Raw genomic sequence first — 21295 nt, forward strand, 5'->3', positions numbered from 1 at the left:
AAGATGAGATTTCCCAGTATGTAAGACCCCTGGAAGACGACCAGGTTGATAGGTTCGAGGTGGAAGCGCAGCAATGTGTGGAGCTGACGAATACTAATCGGTCGAGGGCTTATCCTAAATACTTCGAATAAACAGCTAAAGCAAGAAACCTTCGCAAAGGTTCGTATCCAGTTTTCAGGGTGACAAGTTGCCCTAGTTTCATAATATTCCCTGATAGCTCAGTTGGTAGAGCACTCGACTGTTAATCGAGTTGTCACAGGTTCGAGTCCTGTTCGGGGAGCCATTTATCCGGAGAGCTGTCCGAGTGGTCGAAGGAGCACGATTGGAAATCGTGTAGGCGTTAACCGCGTCTCGAGGGTTCGAATCCCTCGCTCTCCGCCAGATATGGCCCGTTGGTCAAGGGGTTAAGACACCTCCCTTTCACGGAGGTAACAGGGGTTCGAATCCCCTACGGGTCACCATTTTCTCTAAAAATTCTTCAAAAAAAACACTTGCAATTAGCGTACAAGATGAGTTATAGTATTACTTGTCGCGCTTAACATGGAGGCTTAGCTCAGCTGGGAGAGCATCTGCCTTACAAGCAGAGGGTCGGCGGTTCGATCCCGTCAGCCTCCACCATATAAGTGCATTAGCACACTGACGCGGGGTGGAGCAGCTCGGTAGCTCGTCGGGCTCATAACCCGAAGGCCGCAGGTTCAAATCCTGCCCCCGCAACCAAACTTCTTTCGGTCTTATACCGAGAATTATAATGTGGAGCCGTGGTGTAGAGGCCTAACATGCCTGCCTGTCACGCAGGAGACCGCGGGTTCGAATCCCGTCGGCTCCGCCATTATAAACCATAAGGCTCGGTAGCTCAGTTGGTAGAGCAGAGGACTGAAAATCCTCGTGTCGGCGGTTCGATTCCGTCCCGAGCCACCATCTTTAAATGCTTGAAAGTGATATGCCGGTGTAGCTCAGTTGGTAGAGCAACTGACTTGTAATCAGTAGGTCGTGGGTTCGACTCCTATCGCCGGCACCATTATGGAGGATTAGCGAAGTGGCCAAACGCGGGAGACTGTAAATCTCTTCCTTCCAGGTTCGGTGGTTCGAATCCATCATCCTCCACCACTTACCTAGGGGCATAGTTTAAAGGTAGAACAGCGGTCTCCAAAACCGTTAGTGTGGGTTCAATTCCTGCTGCCCCTGCCAATTGAATAGTTGTATGGCGATCGTGGCGAAGGGGTTAACGCACCGGTTTGTGGATCCGGCATTCGTGGGTTCAAGTCCCATCGGTCGCCCCATAACAACTACTAACTTACATCTTATGCGTTGGGGATTAGCCAAGCGGTAAGGCAACGGACTTTGACTCCGTCATTCCTAGGTTCGAATCCTAGATCCCCAGCCATTATGCGGAAGTGGCTCAGCGGTAGAGCATCGCCTTGCCAAGGCGAGGGTCGCGGGTTCGATTCCCGTCTTCCGCTCCATTATTTATCTGGCGCCATAGCCAAGTGGTAAGGCAGAGCTCTGCAAAAGCTTTACCCCCAGTTCGAGTCTGGGTGGCGCCTCCACCATTTTCACAATTTGTGCCCTTAGCTCAGCTGGATAGAGCGTTTGACTACGAATCAAAAGGTCAGGAGTTCGAATCTCTTAGGGCACGCCATGTATTTGCCGGTGTGGCGGAATGGCAGACGCGCGCGACTCAAAATCGTGAGGGAAACCGTGGAGGTTCGAGTCCTCTCACCGGCACCATATATGAGATTAAGCAGCCTGTAAGATCATTGATCTTACAGGCTTTTTGTCGTCCAAAATGAGCAATAGAAGGCGGAGTTTTGATATACGATGTTTTGTTTGTCAGCCTCAGGGTCGGCGTGCTCCCCGCCTCAGGTCTAGGTTCAAAAACCGTCGCGGGTCCGTTTTGGAAATTCTGCAAACAACCTAGAATAAGGACATAAGCAAGAAACGAAACAATAGCAAGAAAGCAGCCGTAAGGAAGATTAAAAGTTGAAGTCAATTCATGAAAGGCGGTGACATGTAAAATGAACGGAAAATCTGCACTGAGTGCTATTCTGGTTGTAATCGGCACACTGATGGTCATGAAGTTTATCGGTATCAACTTAAGCTGGATTATCGGTCTACTGATGCCATTCATCCTGATCGGACTTGGCGTAATCGGACTTCGCAACAACAGCAAAATCATCGGCGGCATTCTCATCGTCGTCGGTGCAATTATGCTGATCAGCAAATTGGCGTGGGTGTTCGCGCTTCTGCTGGCAATCGGATTAATCCTATGGGGAGTCTCCTTATTCAAGAGTCGTACTAGAGGCGTTTAACTTAATGAAGAAATGAACTTTACCTTAGCAGTGTGAACGAAGGAGGCAAGACGATGAGTATCATGCGGAGAGTTCGGGACATGACGGTTGCAACGCTCAACGAGCGGCTGGAGAAAGCAGAAGATCCCGTTAAGCTAATCGATCAGTTTCTCTGGTCGACGAGAGAAGAGATTATTGGCGCGGAGAAGCTGTATCAGCAATGCGCAGCGCATAGCAACCATTTGAGAGCACAATGGCTTCAAGCAGAGCAGCTTAAAGAGAAACGCGAGCAGCAAGCGATTATCGCTTTGAAAGCCGGTGAGGAGCACGTGGCTCGGATCGCGCTGATGGAGAAGGCGTCCAGCGAAGAACGTTCTGCGCAGTATCGTGAGCTTTATGAGCAGGCTCAACAAGGCACGCGAGATTTGGAAGAACAACTGCGCGAGCTGCGCAGCGAGTACCAGACGGTGTACGAGAGACGTGAATATTTTGCAGCACGGATGGAGTCGCTTCGCTTGCAGCAGCGCATGAACGAGCGCTACGCAGGCAATCACGGCTCAATCGGACAACAACAGCCAAACGGCATGTTCCGGAAGCTGGAGGACCGGATTTCGGACATGGAGCTGGAAGCACGCAGCCTGCGCGATCTGCGCAAAGCCGGGCAAGAGTTCATTAGCGAAGCCGGCTTTACACTGCAGAACGTTATCGAACGCGAGATGGAGCAGTTGAAACGCAAACTACAACAGGAAGGTTGGAAGCCGTAATGAAGAAACTGTACCGGTCGCGCCGCGATAAGAAGCTGTTTGGCTTATGCGGCGGTTTAGCTGATATGCTGAATGTCGATGCGACGCTGCTGCGGATTCTTCTGATCGTGGTGACCGTATTTACGAGCGGAGCATTAATTCTTGTCTATATTTTAGCTGGATTAGTCGTTCCAAAGGACCCTTACCACCATGGAGGATATGGCCCGGGCGGTTTCAATGGCGGTTGGAATAACGGCCCGTACGGCGGCAGCAACGGCAATTATGGTCATGGTCAAGGCTTTGGTTATGGAGGTTCGTACAACAACCCGCCACAGCCACCGGGCACAGGCGGCGCGAATTGGCAAACGCCGCCGGCGCAGTCGGCTTCGAATATTGATGCCATGATGGAAGACCTGGAAAAGCGCGCATTGCGCAAAGAAATCGAAGAGCTTCGTGCAAAATTAGCGAAACATGAGAAGGGAGAGTTTTAAACATGAGTATTTTCAAAAGAATGAAGGATATGACGAAGGCATCGGTCCATGAACTGCTTGATAAGATGGAAGATCCGGTTGTCATGTTGAATCAATATTTGCGCGATATGGAGGCTGAAATCCATACGGCTGAGCTGACGGTAGCCAAGCAAATGGCAAGCGAGCGCCGCATGAAGCAGCGTCTTGAGGAAGCGGTTCGCAGCGGCGCAGACCGCGAGGCGAAAGCCGAGACCGCCCTGCGTGCCGGCCAAGAGGATCTGGCTCGCAAGCTTCTGGAGGAGAAAATTTTCTTCGACCAAAAGACGGTGGAATACACAGAGATGCACCAAAGCGCAAAGGCGCAAGCGGACGATCTCATGGCACAGCTGCATGGTATGAAGGACGAGTATTATCAGCTTCGCAACAAGCGCAATGAGCTTGCCGCCCGTGCTCAAATGGCGAAGGCGAAGAAGCAAATGGCGCAAGTAACATCGGTTCATTCCATCGAGAGCGGTCACGCATCGCGCGGCTTTAGCCGGATGGAAGAAAAAATTATGCAAATGGAAGCGGAAGCCGACGTAATGCGCGTACCATACAACAACTACAAAGCTCCTGCAGCTGCAGGCTCCGTTGACCCTGCGAAGCAGGTGCAAATCGAAGAGCAGCTTCAAGCGCTCAAGAACAAGCTGAACCCGCCTTCCGGCGAATAGACTCTGATCCGAGCCATGCAAATGATGTAAGCCATAAATGGTCGATGCGCTAATCGAGGCATCGGCCACTGGCTTGTTTGCCGTTATACATAAATGAGGGGGAGCAGCAGTGAAGGAAGAATCAGACCGGTCATCAAGGCCGATGACCCAGCCGGAGACGCCGCCAGCCGTACAAGGGCCGCTGTTTCCGGCTTATCGAAATGGCGCACCGTCTTCAACCGCTCAGACCGAGAAGCGGCGGAACGCTGCGGAAACCGTGCTGTGGATTTTGGTCATTCTCGGCTTGAGTGTGCTTGTCCTGCAAGGAACCGGATATGTGAAGCTATTCGCGCTGCAAAGCAAAGCCGCGTTGATCGGTCTAACGGTCATTGCGCTGGCACTCATTATGGCGGCTGCCTATAGCTATCTGCAAAGCGTGAAGCTGAGAGCCGCTATGCAGCGACTGACCGAGCAGCAGCGGCGCAAGCGCCAGCGGGTTACCCTTCCCGATCAGGAAGGGGAAGCGAAGGCGCCTGAATCTCTCTCGGAAGAGGATGAGGCTTGGACGGAGCAGGTGCGTTTCTCCGCCGTGATCGAGGAGCGGCAGCGGCTGGCACGAGAGCTTCATGATGCGGTCAGCCAGCAGCTATTTGCCATCTCCATGACGGCGACGGCGGTCAGCCGGACGCTGGAGAAGGACTGGGAGCGAGCCAAGCGGCAGGTGCAGCTAATCGAGGAGATGGCCTCGGTCGCGCAGTCGGAGATGCGCGCGCTGCTTCTGCATTTGCGGCCGATTCATCTGGACGGCAAAAATTTAAGCCAGGCGCTGCATAGCTTGATCGATGAGCTGAAGCTGAAGGTGCCGATGAAGATTACGCTGGAGGCTGACCCTACGATCATGCTCGATACGGAAGCGGAAGATCATCTGTTCCGCATCGCCCAAGAGGCGCTATCCAATACGCTCCGGCACTCGAAGGCGGAAAATTTGAATATTTATTTGCAGCACGCCGGCGCATACGTACGGTTGACGTTGCAGGATAATGGCGTTGGTTTTAACCTAGAGGAGAAAAAGCAAACCTCCTACGGTTTGTTAACGATGGAAGAACGGGTTAATGTGCTTGGCGGTTCTTTGAAGCTGATCACGTCGCCAGGGAACGGCGTTTTAATCGACATATGGGTGCCTGCATCTGGGCATGATGGAGGAGGAATACTACCGAATGGAAGCGATCGAACGAATGGACAGCATCGAACAACCTATTAAGGTGTTGCTCGTGGACGATCACGAGATGGTCAGGATCGGGCTGGCCGCGGTATTGAATACCGAGGACGGGATAGAAGTCGTCGGGGAAGCGAGCAACGGGATGGAAGGCATCCGCCTGGCGCAAGCGTATAGGCCGGACGTCGTGCTAATGGATTTGGTCATGGAAGGCATGGACGGCGTAGAAACGACCCGCAAGCTGCTTGAGTTGTATCCGGACTGCAAGGTGATCGTACTGACTAGCTATTTGGACGACGGAAAAATGTATCCCGTTATTGAAGCAGGCGCATTCAGCTACCTGCTGAAAACATCGCGCGCGACCGAGATCGCGGATGCGATCCGTGCCGCTAACAGAGGCCAGTCGGTGCTGGAATCCCAAGTGGCGGCAAAGATGATGAACCGGTTCCGTCAACCGAAAGCGGAGGCTGTTCGTCCGCTCCACGATCAGCTGACAGACCGGGAAATGGACGTCTTGAAGTGCGTGGCGAAGGGCTTGTCAAACCAAGAAATCGCCGAGGAATTGTTCATTGGGATTAAGACGGTGAAGTTCCACGTCACGAATATTTTCGCGAAGCTGAGCGTGGAAGATCGGACGCAAGCGGCCATTTACGCGCACAAGCACGGGTTGGCGGAATAGGGCTCAACCGGATGCGGTGGTCCATTTCTTGCGAAAGGCCAGCGGCGTGAGTCCTTCACGGGCTTTGAACAGATTTATAAAGTGGCTGACGTTGTCGACGCCGACCTCCTCCGCGATGGCCGCTACCGGCTTCGCGGTATATTTGAGAAGCTCCTTTGCCCGTACGATTCGCAGGTAAATGAGGTACTCATTCGGCGACATGCCGATATGCTTCTTGAACTCGCGGATTAGATGGTATTTGCTCAGGGCAAACGATCGCGCCAGTTCATCTAGGCGGATCGTTTCGGAGCATCGGCGCTCCATCTCGCGGATCATGTCGGCCAAATAGGCGGGAACCGCCTTGGCGTCCGAAGCTTGAACATGGGCTGATATAACGAGTTCCGTAGCCAGATCGGTAAGCACCTTGGCGCCATACAGCTCGGTGTGAACGGTCTTCTGCTCATGCAGATCAATTAGGCATTGCATATAGCCAAGGACAGGCGAGTCGCGCTGCAGCTGCAGAAGAGGATCGCCTTTTTTGGCATACGAATCGTAATAATGCCGGCTGGCTCCCCCGTAGAAATGAACCCATGCGAATTCCCAATGCTCGCTCCCCGTGGCCCGATAATGCTGATGAGCCATACAGTCGATAAAGAACAGCGAGTGCGGGCCAAGCGTGAACGAATGGCCGCCATAATCCAGTTTGCCTTCCCCGGAAACCGTGTAAACGACGAGATAGGACGGCAGATGCTGCCTCTCCGTGAAATACGGCGGATGCGTCCAGAAGTATCCGACCTCTTGAACATACATAAACGCCGACTTTGCCTCCATACTCGGCGATAAAATCAAGCGGACGGAATTGTTCGTCCAGCTGTGCGAGGCATTTTCCATATAACGCTGCGGCATGCTCCATCATCCCCTCTACTCCGTTTTTCCCATTATCGTCTACGACTCGGAACAAAGCAATATACTGTGATTTTGGAGCAACATATCGCGATGTGGTTTCAAATGACTGCGAATACAATGAGATTATGAATCTATTATTTTCTCATTGGAGGCGCTTGCCATGACGCTGCTTACCCCCATAAAACCAAATAAAAAACCGAGAATCGGCCTCTATTCCATCGGCCTTGAAGCTTACTGGCCGCAATTCCCCGGACTTCGGGAACGGCTGATCGAATATGGAGCTCATCTGGAGAAGAAGATGTCCGTGCACGGCGAGGTGTACAATTTCGGTCTCGTCGATTCGGAGGGCAAAGGCCGCCAGGGGGGCGAGTGGTTCAATGAGAAGAACGTGGATCTGATCTTCTGCCATGTCGCCACGTATTCCACCAGCTCCAACGTGCTCCCGATCCATCAGCAGTGCAGCAAGCCCGTCATTATACTGAACCTTCAGCCGACCGCCCGCATCAATTACGCGCAATCGACGACCGGCGAATGGCTGGCGCATTGCGTCGCTTGTCCGGTACCTGAAATTTCGAACGCGTTCAACCGCGCCGGCATCCGCTTCCGCGTCATTAACGGTCTGCTTGGTCTCGATTATACGCCGGCGCAATCGTTGACGGATGAGGTGACGCATAACCGTCCTGAAGCGATCCGCGCTTGGCGGGAAATTACGGAGTGGATCAAGGCGGCGGAGGTTGTGCGGACGATGCGCCATGCGCGCTTTGGCTTCTTGGGCAATACGTATAGCGGCATGCTCGATATGTACAGCGATTTTACAATGATCCAGGCACAGCTCGGGCTGCATGTTGAAGTGCTGGAGATGTGCGATCTTGACCGGTTCATGAAGGAAGTCTCGCCGGAAGAGATCGAGGCAAAGCTTATAGAAATCGAAGAGATGTTCGAGATCAGCGGCGATTCGCCGTCCGATCCGATTGCGAAGAAGCCGACGGAAGAGCAGCTGAACTGGTCTGCAAGGGTGGCGGTCGCGCAGGAAAAGCTCGTGCGGGCTTACGACCTTGATGCGCTTACGTACTATTATCACGGGCAGGATGGAAACGAGTATGAGCAGCTGCAATCCGGCTTTATCGTCGGCCATTCGCTTCTGACTGCGCGCGGCATTCCTTGTTCGGGAGAGGGCGATCTCAAGACGGCGGTCGGCATGAAAATATGCGATATCGTCGGAGCGGGAGGCAGCTTCTCCGAAATCGTGGTGGTCGATTACATCGACGAGACGATTTTGCTCGGCCATGACGGTCCGTTCCATGTCGCGATCGCAAACGGCAAGCCGATTCTGCGCGGTATGGGGCTCTACCACGGGAAGCGGGGAACCGGTGTATCCGTGGAGGCGAAGGTAAAGCGCGGGCCGGTGACGACGCTGAACGTGACGCAGACCGGCGACGGCAAGCTGGGGCTGGTCGTTAGCGAAGGCGAAGCGACGAGCGGAGAGATTATGCAAATCGGCAACACGCAAACGCATGTGAAATTCGCCTTCCATCCCGACGCGTATATGGAGAAGTGGTTTGCCGAAGCGCCAACGCATCACTGCGTGATTGCCGTCGGCAATCAAGCTTCGCAGTTCCAAAAGGTAGCGGAGCTGCTGAAGCTGCGCAATGTGACATTGTGCAAAAATGAATAGCGGGGAGTGAGCGGAGTGCAGCGCGTTTCGTTTGTTTTGCAAATTGACGAAAGCAGTCGTGATGAATATATCCGAAGGCACGAAATGGTAGACCCGGAGCTGCTCCAGGCATTTCGGGAGGTTGGGATCCGAAGCTACAGCATTTTTCTGGATGGCGGCCGCTTGTTTGCTTATATGGAGGTCGAAGACTTCGAGCATGCGATGGCTGAGCTGAGCGGTCAACCCGCCAACATCCGGTGGCAGCAGTTCATGTCGGATTTACTTATCAAGCACCATGAAGACTCTACGTTAAAAGTCATTCCGGAAGTGTTTCATTTTACGTCAGCCGTTGAATAGAGCCCGTAAAACCTGCCCTCGCGCTTCAATATGGAGTTGCGGGGGCAGTCTGCATTCCTATTTTCATGTAAGCGCTTTACATACCAAATGGAATATGATTCTATAATAATAAGTTATCAATTCGTTGAGTTCAGCTGCACGATAGGAGGTAAGTTGTCCATGAGATGGACGAATTGGTTCCAGTCCAAGCTGCTGCACAAAATGGTCCTCATCTACTCCTTGCTCATCCTCATTCCGCTCAGCATCATCAGCGGCACCTTCTACCTGCGTTCCAAGTCGATCATGGAAAACCAGACAATCGAAACCGAAAACCGTATCCTGGAGGAGACCTCAGACAAAATCGACAACGTGCTTCGGCTGATCGCCAAGAAAACATCGGAAATTGCCGATAATCCGGCGATTCAAAAAATGCTGGCCAACGACGCGCTGCCGACTCAGTATCCGCTGCGGCAAAACGAGCGCGACTACATACAGGATGCCGCTATGGAGGCGCTTGAGATCGCGATCGCGAACACGAAACGGGAAGCCGGCGATTTTACGGATTCGATTCACCTCTACAACCGCAGCGGCGGCCACTATATTGCAGGCCAAGGCAAGGCCGTGCAATTCTATCAAGCCTTCAAGATACTGCCTTATGATCAGCCGGGAACGCCGCAATGGGTGTTCTTCCCCGATCATCGGCGGATGGTCTGCGCCGCGATGATTTTCGACAAAGAGACAGGCCTCGAGTTAGGCTTCGTCTTGTTCATGCTAAAGATCGACCACGTAATGACCCTCTATGAAAATTATCCTCAGAACGCTTTTTACATTACGAATGCAAACAATATCATCCTTTCGCATCATCAGTCGAGCCGGGTCGGCGACCTCTACACCGCCTCGAAGCAGCAAGGGCTCGTTACGCTCACGCATAAATCGCAGGTCAGCGAATTTAAATACATCAGCGAAATTCGTACGGATAAGCTGACCGCAAGCATTCGCAAGCAAGCGTATTACGCGGCCGGATTAACCGTCGTTTCCTGGATCATCGTCGTCGTAATCACTTATTTGATTCTCAAGCGCATTACGAATCCGCTGCTTAAATTGACCCGACTAATGCGCAGCGCGGAACGCGGCAAATATGAACTGATCAAGGACATCCGCACGAAGGACGAGATCGCCTCCCTCTGTCTTAGCTTCAACAGCTTAGTGACGGAAACGCAGGATCTGATTCAGCGGGTGTACAGGACGGAGCTGCTTAAGAAGGAAGCGGAGCTGAAGGCAATCCGGATGCAGTTTAACCCCCATTTCTTATACAACACGTTGGAATATATCAGCATCATGGCGCAGAACGGGCAAGCCAAGGAGCAAATCCCGATCATCGTGAAGAAGGTGGCCGACATCTTCCGTTTCTCGATATCGCCGGGACAGACGGTCATTCCGCTCGAGATGGAGCTGGAGTTCGCAAGCCTGTACATGCAGATTCACGAGTTCCGGTTCGGCGACCGGTTCAGCTACCAGACCGTACTGCCGGATGAGCTGAAGCGGGTGACCGTGCCGAAGCTGATTCTCCAGCCCCTCGTGGAAAATGCGTTCGTCCACGGCGTTGACCGTGTTCATGGGAATGGCACGATTCAGATCGTGGCGTATGAGCATGAGTTCCAGCTTGTCATCGAGGTCCGGGACAATGGAGGCGGCCTTTCCGGAACGGAAGCGGCGCTGCATAAGAAAGGGCTTGGAACCGGGCTTGAAAACGTCAGGTCCCGCATGCTGCATCATTACGGGCCGTCGGCACAATTGGAGCTGCTGCAATTGGAGCAGGGAACATGCGTGCGACTGACGATGCCGATTACGCTTGTCGAGCAAACGGAAGCAGGATGAGGGAGGCTATGCAGCATGCTGAAGCTGTTGATTGTCGATGATGAGAAGGTTATTCGCGAGCATATTGCCGGCTATGCCGGCTGGGCGGACATTGACTGCCGCGTGGTCGGACAAGCTGCGAACGGCTGGGAAGCGTTCGAAGCGGTGCAGAAGCTTCAGCCCGATGTGCTGATTACGGACATCCGCATGCCGGTGATGGACGGGATCGAGCTGGCGGAATGGGCGAGAAAACGGTACCCGGCCATGCACATTCTGTTCTTGACGGCCTACAACGAGTTTGAATATGCGAAAACGGCCGTCAAGCTTGGCGTGGCGGACTTCATCACGAAGCCGTTTCAACTATCCGAGTTGACGGAGAGCGTGCGCTGCTTAAAGCAATATAGCCACGCTTCCTCGGACCGCGAGCAGCTGGAATGGGAGGAGCTGCTGCAGCATATGTCGGATCCGGACTTATCGGCAGAGTCGAAGCGGGAGGAGCTGCGGGAAAAGGGCCTGCTTGGGAAAAGCCTGATTTTCCTATCCATAGAGATCGACAATTCCGACTTGTATCACCAGCATGGCAAGCCGGTATCGAAGCTCGCGCTGCGGGAGAAGATCGCACAGGTGATGGACGGTTTCTCGTACGAGTACCGTATGACGATGTCGAGGTCGGGAATCTACTTGCTGCTGTTCCAGAACGGGACGAGCCAGCTGGCGGATCTCCATCGGATGGCCCGAATCATTTTGGCGGCTTTCGGGGATTCCGCCAGCTTCAGCGTTTCCATTGCAATCAGCAGCCAGCTTCAGGATTTAAGCGAACTGCCCAGAGGACTGGAGGAAATTCGCCAATGCTGGGACTACCGGATGCTGCTGGGTGAGAAATCGATTATTTCGTTCGAAAGCGTGCAGTCGATGCGGCAGGAGAAGCAGTCGCTCAAAAGGTCGAATTTAACGGAGCTTGGCGATATGCTGACCCAAGCGGACGAGGGACGAATCAAAGGCTACCTGCGCTCGATCTACAAGGAAATTATTTCGATGGGGCTGAACAAGAATCAGGTTCATCAGCTCGCGCTTGAAATTGTGGAACGGACCGAAGCGCAGCTGCGGGAATACGGCGTGAATTGGGACTTCGGCAGCGGCGTCGAAACGCGCAAAGCGATCCTATCCTTCGATGTGCTGCATAATCTCATTCATTATTTGGAGACGCATCTGGAGAAAGTAATCGGAACCATCGCCGGTTCGAAGCAGCAGGCGCAAGGGGGCATTACGCAGAAGCTCAAGGAATATATCGAGCAGCGTTATGCCGAGGAGATCTCGCTGTATTCGCTGGCGGAGCATCTCTATCTGAACTACAACTATTTGAGCCGCTTGATCAAAAAGGAGACCGGGCAAAATTTCCGCGATCTGCTATGGGCGCATCGGATTGTCGTGGCCAAGCAGCTGCTGCGGACGACGTCGATGAAATCGTATGAAATCGCATATGCGGTCGGTTTCAAGGATCCGGCGCATTTCAGCCAGCTGTTCAAGAAGATGGAGGGCGTAAGCCCGATCGAATACGGCTCTAAGCCATAGGTCAATGAGGGCCTAGCGAAAGTCAAATCCACACTAGAAAGGGTGCCCGCAACCGGTACAAAACGCGAAAACACGGCCTATAGAAGCAGGGATGCAGCCATGTAGGAGCAGCGTCGTTTATGATACCTTTTATTTAAAGCGCAGATTACCGGCGCAACCAAATAAATGGGAGGTCACACCCAATGAGAAAGACATGGACGGCAATGCTCTCCTGCGTTCTTCTGTTCTGTCTGTTCTTGACCGCGTGCGGCGGCAATAACAACGGGGGGGACAATACGGCAAGCGGTAATGACGCAGCGAACAAGCCGGCAAACAATCAAGCGGCAGACAGCGGCAGCGAAAATACCGGCGGCAATGAAGCGACTAGCGATGTGGCAGGCGCAAATGATGAAGCGTTTACGATTCGCGTAGGCGCTTGGTTTATCGACCAGCGGACCTTCATGAAAGAGTTTGTGGCCAACGTTGAAAAGAAATACAAAGAGTTATACCCGAATGCAACGATCCAATGGGACATTCTGCTGGATGCCAAATATTTCGACAAACTGAAGGCGGAGCTAGCCTCCAATACGGCCCCGGACGTCTTCTTCCAGCAAGGCTTGACCTCCACCTTCGCGGAAGGCAACTATTTGGTGGATCTATCCGATCAGGAGTGGGCGAGCAAGCTGCATCCCGGCTCCGTCAAATTTTCGAAATATGACGGCAATGTGTATTCCGCACCGATGGGCGTAGGGACTTCCGGCGTCTGGTACAATAAGAAAATTTTCTCCGATCTCGGCCTTGAAGCTCCGAAGACATGGGATGAGTTCATGCAAGCATGCGAAAAGATCAAGGCGGCGGGCATTACGCCAATCGCGCTTGGCTTCAAGGATATGTGGACCGCGCAGGTGTTTGCCGGCCTGATGATCCAATCGGCGGGGTTTGAAAGCAGCAAGTCATTCGGCAAGGACCTGTACGACGGCGCCAAGAAGCTCGACGGTCCTGAAATGCAGGGCGTGATGACGAAGTTCCAAACGATGGTGGAATCCGGCTACTTCAATAAATCGGCACTTAGCCTGGATTGGCCGCAATCGGCGGAAATGTTCACGACGGGCAAAGCGGCGATGATCGTGCAAGGCCCATGGATGCCCGGCGTAGCGGAAGACAATTTCAAAACGAAGGGCCATGCGGCGTTCGATTTAGGGTATTTCCCGCTCATGACCGATGCCGGCTACCATAACCTGGCCGTCAGCGTGGACCAAAACCTTTCGATCAACAAGAGCACGAAGCTGCTTCAGCAAGCCAAAGACCTGGTTTCGGTGATTCTGAGCCCCGAAATCTACGGTCCATACAATGTAGGCAACGGCAATATACCTGCGATTAGCGGCATCGAGGTGAACTATCCGAATCCGGTGTTCAACGAAGTGAAAACCGCGCTTGCCGAAGGCGAGTCGAGCGGCGGCTTCGAAGGCTACATTGCGACATCGGCATACACGGCATTGGCGGAAGAGGTAACGAAGATCGTATCCGGGGCGAAGTTCAATCCGGACGACCTGAAGGAAGCGCAGAGCAAGCAGGATAAGGACAAATCGACGATCATTCTGCCTTCGGAATAACGCTTCAACAACCATCATAGGGACCCGGCCATACCGGCCGGGTTCCTTAATAAGCAGGTGAACGCAAGCATGAACATGAACCGCAAAGGACTTCTAGCCGGCATTGCCTTCGCTGCGCCGGCCACCATTTTGTTCTCCGTCTTCGTGGCCTATCCGTTCTTGCAAAGCATCTATTATTCCTTTACGCAGTGGGATTCCATCCGTCCGCCGGTCTATACCGGGCTCGAAAATTACAAGGAGCTCTTCAAGGACTCGAAAATGATCCAAGCGTTCAATAACACGCTGAAGATGACGATATTCGGCATCGTGGTGCAAAATCCGCTCGCGCTGCTGCTTGCCGTGCTGCTGAACCGGAAGTTTCGGACGAAAGCCTTCCTCCGCACCGTTTTTTACATGCCAGTAGTCGTAAGCTTGGTCGTGACGTCGGTCGTGTGGGGCAATATTTTGCAATATGACGGGCTTGTCAACTATTTGCTGACTCAGCTGGGGCTGGAATCGGCCGTCATGGACTGGCTCGGAAACATCAACACCGTTTTCCCGACGATCATTCTGCTGACGCAGTGGCAGGCGCTCGGCTATTGCGCCGTTATTTATTTGGCCGGCCTGCAAAGCATTCCGCAGGAGTTGTATGAGGCATCGACAATCGACGGAGCAAGCGGATTCCGCCAGTTCCGTTATATTACATTTCCGCTTCTCATGCCGGTGGTCACCATCGTTCTCTTTCTGACGATCGTCGGCGGTCTGAAGCTGTTCGATTTGCCTTATGTCATGACAAACGGAGGTCCGGGCAGCGCGTCCTATACGATGACGCTGGCCATCTACGTTGCGGCGTTCGGAAACAACACCTACGGCTATGCGACTGCGGCCGGTATCGTGCTCATGATTTTCATTATGATCGTCACGTTTTTGCAGCTTCATTTCACACGAAAACAGGAGGTGGAGGCGTAAATGCGGACCATGCGCTGGCAGCAGGGAAGGCAAGCAAGCTTGGCGACCGAGATCGTGCTGATCCTCATTTCGCTTCTCTTTCTGTATCCGGTGTTCTACTTGTTCATGGCGAGCCTGAAACGGCCGGAGGACTTCTATAATCCGCTGAAGCTGCCGAGCTATCTGTATGTCCGGCATTATGCGAAGGCCTTCTCGCAAATCGACGTGTTCCAAGGCTTTCTGAATACGCTGGCCGTCTGTATCGGGTCGCTGTTCTGCATTGTCATCGTGGCTTCCATGGCCGGCTATGCCATCGCGCGCCAGCAAAATCGCGGCTTCCAGCTCCTGTTCTATTTTTTGCTGTCGGGGATGATCATTCCGGTGCAGACGAACATGTTTCCACTGTTCAGGCTTGGCGTGGACCTGCATCTGATTGATACGCGCACGTTTCTGATCTTGCTGTATACGGCAGGCACGATCCCGTTCGCTACGTTCTTGTATACCGGGTTTATGAAGTCGGTGCCGAGGGAAGTGGAGGAGTCGGCGAGCATAGACGGCTGCGGCAAATTCCGCCTGTTCTGGTGGATCGTCTTCCCGCTCTTGCTGCCGGCGACGGGAACGGTCGTCATTACGAATATTTTCGGCTTCTGGAACGACTTGATCACGCCGCTGCTTTATTTGAAGGATCCGGCCAAAATGACGCTGATGCCGCAAATCGTGCAGTTTAAAGCGAATAACCAGTCCATCGACTATGGCCCGATCTTCGCGATGTGCTCGATCTCGACGCTGCCGCTGCTGCTCCTGTTCGTGTTCACGCAGAAGTATATGCTGAGAGGGCTGATTGTCGGGTCTGTGAAGGGATAGGCTTAGGCGAATAGAAGCATACGCAACGAATTTGAATTGGAGGCTCGAATGCATGGGGAAGGATACTGAGATTGCCGTTTATTATTTTCCGAATTATCATCGCGATCCGTTCAATGAGGACTTGCATGGGGAGGGCTGGAACGAATGGGAGCTCTTGAAGCGAGCGACGCCTCGCTTCCTGGGCCATCAGCAGCCAAAGGTGCCGGCTTGGGGCTATGAGGACGAGTCGGATCCCGTCGCGATGGCGCGCAAAATCGATGCGGCGGCCGATCACGGCATCGATACGTTTTTGTTCGACTGGTATTGGTATAGCAAGGGGCCGTTTCTGCACCGCGCGTTGGAGGAAGGGTTCTTGAAGGCGGACAATCGCGACCGGCTGAAATTTTCGCTGATGTGGGCGAATCATGATTGGATCGATATCATGCCTTGCCCGAAATGGGCGGCGTTCCCGCGCGAGGGAGACGACGTGCCCGCGAAGAAGCGGTTCCGGCCTGTGCAGGAGGAAGGCTTTCTTGCTCCGGAGAAATTTACCGAAGCGACAACTTACATGATTGAGCATTATTTCGGCCAGCCGAATTATTGGCGGGTGAACGGCGGGCTCTATTTTTCGATTTACGATCTGATGAATCTGGTGCAAGGGTTTGGCGGCATTGAAGAGACGCGCGCCGGCTTGGATGATTTCCGCGAACGCGTTCGCCAGGCAGGACATGGGGAGCTTCATCTGAACGCGATCGTGGTGGACCTGCCGATTCTGCCGGGCGGCGGGAAGGTCGAGAATATCAATGCGTTCCTGAAGCAGCTCGGCTTCGACAGCGTGTCAACGTATACATGGTTTCACCACTATCAGCCGGAAAGCTTCCCGACGGTGGCCTACGAAGATGTCCGTGCGGCGGCGGAGCGGGATTTTCGCGTCTTTACCGAACGGTACGATGTGTCGTATTATCCGCATGTATCGATGGGGTGGGATCCTTCGCCGCGGACGGTGCAGTCGGATGCCTACGCGCATGCAGGCTATCCGTATACGCCGATTTGGGAAGGCAACACGCCGGAAGCGTTCGAGCAGGGACTGAATGCGGTGAAGCGCTTCTTGGACGAAGGATGGACACAGCCCCGGATATTCACGATCAACGCTTGGAACGAATGGACCGAGGGGAGTTATTTGGAGCCGGATCTCGTCCATGGGATGAAGTATTTGGAAGCGATTCGGAACGTGTTCGGGAAAAAAGGGGGATAGGGTCAAAACAAGGAGCAGCTGCCAGGGGCAAGCTGCTCCGTTTTATTTTATCCATCGTTCCCGTACGCTAGCTTTGATTGTTGAACATCATGGTGGAGATGCCTTTTTGCCTGTGCGGTTCAGGCGCTTTCAACATGCCGATGTCGACCAAATGTTTAAGTGCGTAGGTGCGCATGATTCCCGATGCCATGCTGTTCTGAGTCCAGTAGCGCACATATTTATGCGCATGTTCCGGCTGGCCGGCCAGTTTCAATCGATAGACGGCTTGATCCAATTTGGCCGCGGCTTCTTTGATGCGTTCCGACGGCTGCGGAATCGCCGCATGCAGACGTTCTCCCGTTTGCTTATCTTTGCAATAGACGATATTGACCTCAAGACCGGATTCCGTTCGCAGCAAATAGTACTTGTCGAACAGACGGCGATAGGCGTCGATGTTCGTTTGGTTTTGCGGCAAATCTCCATTGATCGCATGCATGAGGCTGATGAAGTCCGAGCTCGGATTGTCTCGCCAGCCGCCTTGCCTGCCGCACCACCATGTATCCATCTGCCATGCCTTTAGCGCGAACTCACCGGAATTCCGATGCATATCGCCGCAAACGTAATAAAGGGCGCGGTCGAAGCTGACGTCAAACTCTCTGTCTATCGCTGCATAAGCGGCATAATGGCCGCCATCCTTGCGGCTGACCGAGACCTCTTCATGGCTCACCTTATTGAGTTCATTGAAATTCAGCTGTTTGCCGGCATACGGAATAAGGCTCCATAATAGCAAATTGAAGTCGCCGCCCGGAATATAGACGCCGCTCTCTTGAAATGCTTCAGCCATTGAGAAAAACGCATGGAAATAATGCTCGACGGCAATTTCGGCATATTCTTCGAACAAACGATGCAGCGCTTCGCTTTTTTCTCGGGACGGATCGTCGATGTACATATTCGTGCGATATTTACCGCCAGGCAGTTGATCCATGAAGCCGTATTGTTCCAGCGTTTCGGCTTCATCCTCGACAAATACAGGCGAGATGCCCAGTTCTTCCGCGATTTCATTGACCGTGAGAGGCTTGCAATAAGCAGAGAAAGCGATGTTTTGTCTGATTGCCGTCGCCAGGAAGTCGGCGGTATCGCCTTTGCTGCCAGGTGATCCGCTATGCCCCAAACTTGTCATCCGGATCGGATTGATGCCGAGATTGCCCATCGATCGAATTGCGTTCATCTTGTGTTTCAGCTCCTTTTTCGCTTCGAATAAGTGCCATTTGACCGTGCCGCCGGAAAGTCCCATCGAAGCCGCGATTTCGCTGATTTTCATGCCGCCGTAATAATATTTGACCACGATTTCCCGCTGTTGGTGAGATAAAAAAGCGATCTCCCGCCGCAGCGCGCCTGCCGTTTCGTAACGGATGACCGCATCGAAGCCTTCGTCCGTGGACATCATCTCGGTGTCATCAATCCGCATTTGGTTGGACGCTTTCGCTTTCTCGCCGACGTATTTCGCCCAAACGTAATGCGCGATCTTAAAGACGTAGCTGTTCAGATCCATAAACTCCGTCTTTTTGAGAAGCGTCTGGTAAACCTCCAGCGTCATTCTTCCCGCCAGTTCCTCGGCTTCGGCGATCTTGCCCGTTTTGTTCAATGCAAACCCATACAGTGGTTTGATGTATTCCTTGATGATGCGGTCGGCTTGTTGTTTATCCATGAACTGCAAGCTCCTTCTTATCGGGTGGCACTCAACTAAATACTGGTGCGAAAATGAAAAAGGTTGGGCAGTGGAGGAAAATATTTTTATTGAGGCCGCCTGTTAGCGCGGCAGCCTCATGAGTTCGTGGAATAGTAAGCAAATTTAAGGGAGTAAGGACCGCAGGTGATTATAAATGCCATCCAGATCATTAAGATCGAAGTGGGGCGCTGCCGGCAGAGGAGGCTCGGCGAACGCATTCGGCCAAGCTGCGGTCATCACCGCATTCTTCAGCGCCAGCAAGGGCTGATCCTCCGGCGAGCGGAGCAGAATGAGCTTCGGATAGGGCTCCTGCTTGAAGCCTTCGACCAGCACGATATCGACATGCCGCATATGAGCAAGCAGCGCAGCTAGCGGCTCGGGGCGCGCGCTGATGACGGCGCTGCGCGAGGCGGAGCTGATGGCGGTAATGTCCGCGCCGGCCTCCTGATGCTTCCACGTATCCGTGCCCGGCGTGTCCATCGTAAAGTCATGAGCATCATGCTTGGCGGTGCCAACGGCGTAGCCGGCTTGCTTCAGGCGCTTGGTCAGCGCGGTAAGCATCGTTGTCTTGCCGCTGTTTTTGTAGCCGACGATTTGCAGCACGAAGGGCGTGTTGGCGGCATGAGGTTCGAATGGGGCGTTCATGGCATAAGCTCCTAACATAGGATAAAGTAAAGTTTAGTTGCCTAGTCGGCGATTGTATGGCTGATTGGTGCCTAGTCGGCGTTTGTATGGCTGATTGGTGCCTAGTCGGCGTTTGTATGGCTGATTGGTGCCTAGTCGGCATTTGTGAGGCGATTTTCAGCTCAAGTTCCGCTAATGTAGAGCTCTGGAAGCTCCTCTTGGCCTCATTCAGCTCAAGTTCCGCTAATGTAGAGCTCCGGGAGCTCCTCTTGGCTTCATTCAGCTCAAGTTCCGCTAATGTAGAGCTCCGGGAGCTCCTCTTGGCCTCTTCAAGCTCAAGTTCCGCCAATGCGGAGCTCTGGGAGCTCCTAATTCCAATTATCCGGGATTGTCTTAAGTATAAGCCGGTATCGCGAGATTGGCCAACTCTGGTACAATAGGGAGAAAAAAGTTCGGATGGGATTGATGCGGTTCGAACCGGATAGGTGAGGAGAGAGATGATACGTGGAGCAGCTGCAAGTGGAGGCGCGATTTCGCAGGCGCGCCGTGAAAGTAGATGAAGCGATGCGGCTGGTTGTCGAGGCGGCCGAGCCGGGGCGGCGGGAGCTTGTGCCTCTGCGGGAGGCCAGCGGCCGGCGGCTGGCGGAGCCGCTTGTCGCGACGACGGACTGGCCGCCATTCGCGCGGTCGGGGCTGGATGGCTTCGCCGTCCGCAGCGCGGATACGGCGCCGGCGTCACCGGGCTCGCCCGTGACGCTGCGCGTCGCGGAGGCGGTCGCCGCCGGCTCGCTTGCGGCGGCGCCGCTTGCGCCTGGCACCGCCGTCCGGATCATGACGGGCGGCGCGGTGCCCCAGGGGGCGGACGCCGTCGTCATGCTGGAGCAGACGGCGGACGCCTTGCTTGACGGGCAGCCTGCGGTGCGCGTGAAACACGCCGCCGAGCCTGGGCAAAACATCGCGCCCCGCGGCGAGGAATTCCGCTGCGGCAGCGTATTGGCGGAGCCCGGCGCGCGGCTGCGGCCGGGCCACGTCGCCCTGCTCGGCACGTTCGGCTATGCCGACGTGCCGGTGTACGCGCACCCGCGCGTCGCGGTGCTGGCAACCGGGGCAGAGCTGCTGCCGGTTGAGGCGCCGCTCGCGCCGGGACGCATCCGCGACAGCAACAGCGCGATGGTCGCCGCATTGGTGGAACAATACGGCGGCGTCCCGCTGCTGCTGGGCCGCGTACCCGACGAGCCGGAGGCTGCGGCTCGCGCGATAACGGAGGCGCTGGCGCAGAGCGACATCATCATCACCACCGGCGGGGTGTCGGTCGGCGATTATGATGTCATGGCGAGCCTGCTGCATCGCCTGCAGCCGCCGCGCGACGCCGCAGCCGGCAGCGAAGAAGCTGCCCCTTCGCAGCAGGCTCCGTCGCCGGAGGTGCCCCGGACTGGCTTCGCCTCCGAGGCCCCGCCGCCATCAACCGCAGCTGCGCGGCAGCCGGCCCCGCCGCCATCGGCCGCCGCCGAGCTCCCGCCTGGCAGCCGGCCGCTGTTCAACAAAGCGGCCATGCGGCCCGGGAGCCCGACTTCCGCTGCCGTCCTCGGCGGTAAGCTGCTGCTGGCGCTGTCAGGCAATCCCGGCGCGTGCTTCGTCGGCTTCGAGCTGTTCGCGAAGCCTGCGATTCAGCGCATGCAGGGCGCAGCCGCGGCCGACGCGCTGCCGAAGCAGGCGACGGCCAAGCTGGCCGCCGGCTTCGACAAGGGCAGTCCGCATGAGCGGTTCGTGCGCACTCGGCTATACACCCGCGAAGGCGTGCTTTACGCCGACCCGCTGGCCTTCGGCAAATCCAGCATGATGGCCTCGATTCCGGACGCCGATGGCTTGATCCGTATCAAAGCCGGCCCGGAAGGCGCTGCCGCAGGCACGGTCGTCGACGTCATCCTGCTTTAAAAAGCAAAAACAACCCGCTCAT

Annotated in this window: 18 protein-coding genes, 16 tRNA genes and 1 rRNA gene; 32 read left to right on the forward strand and 3 right to left on the reverse strand. The window is 54.5% G+C overall.

What is annotated here, in order from left to right; translation table 11 throughout:
• The 23 genes from DL346_RS00005 to DL346_RS00115 form a co-directional block, all read left to right on the forward strand.
• A 23S ribosomal RNA gene (locus tag DL346_RS00005) occupies window positions 1-117 on the forward strand; the annotation flags it as partial.
• 90 nt (window positions 118-207) lie between these two features.
• Window positions 208-283, forward strand: a tRNA-Asn gene (locus DL346_RS00010).
• A 7-nt stretch (window positions 284-290) separates the two neighbouring features.
• Window positions 291-381, forward strand: a tRNA-Ser gene (locus DL346_RS00015).
• Between the two features lie 5 nt (window positions 382-386).
• Window positions 387-461, forward strand: a tRNA-Glu gene (locus DL346_RS00020).
• Between the two features lie 81 nt (window positions 462-542).
• A tRNA-Val gene (locus DL346_RS00025) sits at window positions 543-618 on the forward strand.
• Between the two features lie 22 nt (window positions 619-640).
• Window positions 641-717: transfer RNA gene (locus DL346_RS00030), tRNA-Met, on the forward strand.
• Window positions 718-752: 35 nt separating this feature from the next.
• Window positions 753-829, forward strand: a tRNA-Asp gene (locus DL346_RS00035).
• A gap of 13 nt (window positions 830-842) precedes the next feature.
• Window positions 843-918 (forward strand) — tRNA-Phe (locus DL346_RS00040).
• A gap of 24 nt (window positions 919-942) precedes the next feature.
• Window positions 943-1018 (forward strand) — tRNA-Thr (locus tag DL346_RS00045).
• Between the two features lie 4 nt (window positions 1019-1022).
• Window positions 1023-1107, forward strand: a tRNA-Tyr gene (locus DL346_RS00050).
• Window positions 1108-1114: 7 nt separating this feature from the next.
• Window positions 1115-1188, forward strand: a tRNA-Trp gene (locus tag DL346_RS00055).
• Window positions 1189-1204: 16 nt separating this feature from the next.
• A tRNA-His gene (locus DL346_RS00060) sits at window positions 1205-1280 on the forward strand.
• A gap of 29 nt (window positions 1281-1309) precedes the next feature.
• Window positions 1310-1384: transfer RNA gene (locus tag DL346_RS00065), tRNA-Gln, on the forward strand.
• A gap of 4 nt (window positions 1385-1388) precedes the next feature.
• Window positions 1389-1463 (forward strand) — tRNA-Gly (locus tag DL346_RS00070).
• A 10-nt stretch (window positions 1464-1473) separates the two neighbouring features.
• Window positions 1474-1547 (forward strand) — tRNA-Cys (locus DL346_RS00075).
• Window positions 1548-1562: 15 nt separating this feature from the next.
• Window positions 1563-1639, forward strand: a tRNA-Arg gene (locus tag DL346_RS00080).
• Between the two features lie 7 nt (window positions 1640-1646).
• Window positions 1647-1728, forward strand: a tRNA-Leu gene (locus DL346_RS00085).
• Between the two features lie 287 nt (window positions 1729-2015).
• Window positions 2016-2309 (forward strand): LiaF transmembrane domain-containing protein, encoded by a 294-nt coding sequence (locus tag DL346_RS00090; RefSeq protein WP_112879947.1) that lies wholly within the window; start codon window positions 2016-2018, stop codon window positions 2307-2309.
• A gap of 53 nt (window positions 2310-2362) precedes the next feature.
• Complete coding sequence (locus DL346_RS00095) at window positions 2363-3052, forward strand: PspA/IM30 family protein (protein ID WP_112879948.1); 690 nt, start codon at window positions 2363-2365, stop codon at window positions 3050-3052.
• Entirely contained in the window at window positions 3052-3522 is a 471-nt protein-coding gene (locus DL346_RS00100) for a PspC domain-containing protein (protein WP_112879949.1), read from the forward strand. Before DL346_RS00095 ends, DL346_RS00100 begins: the two co-directional genes overlap by 1 nt.
• A 2-nt stretch (window positions 3523-3524) precedes the next feature.
• Entirely contained in the window at window positions 3525-4211 is a 687-nt protein-coding gene (locus DL346_RS00105) for a PspA/IM30 family protein (protein WP_112879950.1), read from the forward strand.
• Window positions 4212-4320: 109 nt separating this feature from the next.
• Window positions 4321-5451 carry a sensor histidine kinase gene (locus DL346_RS00110; protein WP_240632975.1) on the forward strand — a complete coding sequence of 377 codons (1131 nt, stop codon included), beginning with the start codon at window positions 4321-4323 and terminating at the stop codon, window positions 5449-5451.
• On the forward strand, window positions 5408-6085 hold the full coding sequence (locus tag DL346_RS00115) for a response regulator (RefSeq protein ID WP_240632976.1): 678 nt from the start codon (window positions 5408-5410) through the stop codon (window positions 6083-6085). The genes DL346_RS00110 and DL346_RS00115 overlap by 44 nt, the downstream gene beginning before the upstream one ends.
• Before the next feature lie 3 nt (window positions 6086-6088).
• On the opposite strand, the gene DL346_RS00120 is transcribed toward DL346_RS00115, so the two are convergent.
• Window positions 6089-6970 (reverse strand): helix-turn-helix domain-containing protein, encoded by an 882-nt coding sequence (locus tag DL346_RS00120; protein ID WP_112879951.1) that lies wholly within the window; start codon window positions 6968-6970, stop codon window positions 6089-6091.
• A gap of 160 nt (window positions 6971-7130) precedes the next feature.
• On the opposite strand from DL346_RS00120, the gene DL346_RS00125 reads away from it, so the two are divergent.
• From DL346_RS00125 to DL346_RS00160, 8 genes are all read left to right on the forward strand, one after another.
• The gene (locus tag DL346_RS00125) at window positions 7131-8645 is read left to right on the forward strand and encodes an L-fucose/L-arabinose isomerase family protein (RefSeq protein WP_112879952.1); all 1515 of its coding nucleotides are present in this window, start codon (window positions 7131-7133) and stop codon (window positions 8643-8645) included.
• Between the two features lie 15 nt (window positions 8646-8660).
• Window positions 8661-8981, forward strand: a complete 321-nt coding sequence (locus DL346_RS00130) for an L-rhamnose mutarotase (protein WP_165822306.1) — start codon at window positions 8661-8663, stop codon at window positions 8979-8981.
• Window positions 8982-9140: 159 nt separating this feature from the next.
• The gene (locus DL346_RS00135; RefSeq protein ID WP_165822307.1) at window positions 9141-10838 is read left to right on the forward strand and encodes a sensor histidine kinase; all 1698 of its coding nucleotides are present in this window, start codon (window positions 9141-9143) and stop codon (window positions 10836-10838) included.
• A 15-nt stretch (window positions 10839-10853) separates the two neighbouring features.
• Complete coding sequence (locus DL346_RS00140) at window positions 10854-12389, forward strand: response regulator (protein ID WP_112879955.1); 1536 nt, start codon at window positions 10854-10856, stop codon at window positions 12387-12389.
• A 182-nt stretch (window positions 12390-12571) separates the two neighbouring features.
• Complete coding sequence (locus DL346_RS00145; RefSeq protein WP_112879956.1) at window positions 12572-13981, forward strand: ABC transporter substrate-binding protein; 1410 nt, start codon at window positions 12572-12574, stop codon at window positions 13979-13981.
• 69 nt (window positions 13982-14050) lie between these two features.
• The gene (locus tag DL346_RS00150; protein ID WP_112879957.1) at window positions 14051-14929 is read left to right on the forward strand and encodes a carbohydrate ABC transporter permease; all 879 of its coding nucleotides are present in this window, start codon (window positions 14051-14053) and stop codon (window positions 14927-14929) included.
• Complete coding sequence (locus DL346_RS00155) at window positions 14930-15772, forward strand: carbohydrate ABC transporter permease (protein ID WP_112879958.1); 843 nt, start codon at window positions 14930-14932, stop codon at window positions 15770-15772.
• A gap of 52 nt (window positions 15773-15824) precedes the next feature.
• The gene (locus DL346_RS00160; protein ID WP_112879959.1) at window positions 15825-17006 is read left to right on the forward strand and encodes a glycoside hydrolase family 99-like domain-containing protein; all 1182 of its coding nucleotides are present in this window, start codon (window positions 15825-15827) and stop codon (window positions 17004-17006) included.
• 67 nt (window positions 17007-17073) lie between these two features.
• Here DL346_RS00160 and DL346_RS00165 read toward each other — a convergent pair whose 3' ends face one another.
• Window positions 17074-18693 carry an RNA polymerase sigma factor gene (locus tag DL346_RS00165; RefSeq protein ID WP_112879960.1) on the reverse strand — a complete coding sequence of 540 codons (1620 nt, stop codon included), beginning with the start codon at window positions 18691-18693 and terminating at the stop codon, window positions 17074-17076.
• 144 nt (window positions 18694-18837) lie between these two features.
• Window positions 18838-19359: a molybdopterin-guanine dinucleotide biosynthesis protein B gene (gene mobB, locus DL346_RS00170; protein ID WP_165822308.1), complete on the reverse strand. Its 522-nt coding sequence runs from the start codon at window positions 19357-19359 to the stop codon at window positions 18838-18840.
• A 543-nt stretch (window positions 19360-19902) separates the two neighbouring features.
• On the opposite strand from mobB, the gene DL346_RS00175 reads away from it, so the two are divergent.
• A complete protein-coding gene (locus tag DL346_RS00175; RefSeq protein ID WP_112881700.1) occupies window positions 19903-21273 on the forward strand; it encodes a molybdopterin molybdotransferase MoeA in 1371 nt (456 codons plus the stop codon).
• Window positions 21274-21295 lie beyond the last annotated feature (22 nt).

Origin of the sequence: Paenibacillus montanisoli (assembly GCF_003268025.1) — a bacterium.
Lineage (GTDB): Bacteria > Bacillota > Bacilli > Paenibacillales > Paenibacillaceae > Paenibacillus_Z > Paenibacillus_Z montanisoli.

Bases quoted from the DNA above. Each gene is read 5' to 3' on its own strand.
- DL346_RS00090 (WP_112879947.1), top strand. From the start codon at position 2,016: ATGAACGGAAAATCTGCACTGAGTGCTATTCTGGTTGTAATCGGCACA.
- DL346_RS00095 (WP_112879948.1), top strand. From the start codon at position 2,363: ATGAGTATCATGCGGAGAGTTCGGGACATGACGGTTGCAACGCTCAAC.
- DL346_RS00100 (WP_112879949.1), top strand. From the start codon at position 3,052: ATGAAGAAACTGTACCGGTCGCGCCGCGATAAGAAGCTGTTTGGCTTA.
- DL346_RS00105 (WP_112879950.1), top strand. From the start codon at position 3,525: ATGAGTATTTTCAAAAGAATGAAGGATATGACGAAGGCATCGGTCCAT.
- DL346_RS00115 (WP_240632976.1), top strand. From the start codon at position 5,408: ATGGAAGCGATCGAACGAATGGACAGCATCGAACAACCTATTAAGGTG.
- DL346_RS00120 (WP_112879951.1), bottom strand. From the start codon at position 6,970: ATGCCGCAGCGTTATATGGAAAATGCCTCGCACAGCTGGACGAACAAT.
- DL346_RS00125 (WP_112879952.1), top strand. From the start codon at position 7,131: ATGACGCTGCTTACCCCCATAAAACCAAATAAAAAACCGAGAATCGGC.
- DL346_RS00135 (WP_165822307.1), top strand. From the start codon at position 9,141: ATGAGATGGACGAATTGGTTCCAGTCCAAGCTGCTGCACAAAATGGTC.
- DL346_RS00140 (WP_112879955.1), top strand. From the start codon at position 10,854: ATGCTGAAGCTGTTGATTGTCGATGATGAGAAGGTTATTCGCGAGCAT.
- DL346_RS00145 (WP_112879956.1), top strand. From the start codon at position 12,572: ATGAGAAAGACATGGACGGCAATGCTCTCCTGCGTTCTTCTGTTCTGT.
- DL346_RS00150 (WP_112879957.1), top strand. From the start codon at position 14,051: ATGAACATGAACCGCAAAGGACTTCTAGCCGGCATTGCCTTCGCTGCG.
- DL346_RS00155 (WP_112879958.1), top strand. From the start codon at position 14,930: ATGCGGACCATGCGCTGGCAGCAGGGAAGGCAAGCAAGCTTGGCGACC.
- DL346_RS00160 (WP_112879959.1), top strand. From the start codon at position 15,825: ATGGGGAAGGATACTGAGATTGCCGTTTATTATTTTCCGAATTATCAT.
- DL346_RS00165 (WP_112879960.1), bottom strand. From the start codon at position 18,693: ATGGATAAACAACAAGCCGACCGCATCATCAAGGAATACATCAAACCA.
- mobB (WP_165822308.1), bottom strand. From the start codon at position 19,359: ATGAACGCCCCATTCGAACCTCATGCCGCCAACACGCCCTTCGTGCTG.
- DL346_RS00175 (WP_112881700.1), top strand. From the start codon at position 19,903: ATGCGGCTGGTTGTCGAGGCGGCCGAGCCGGGGCGGCGGGAGCTTGTG.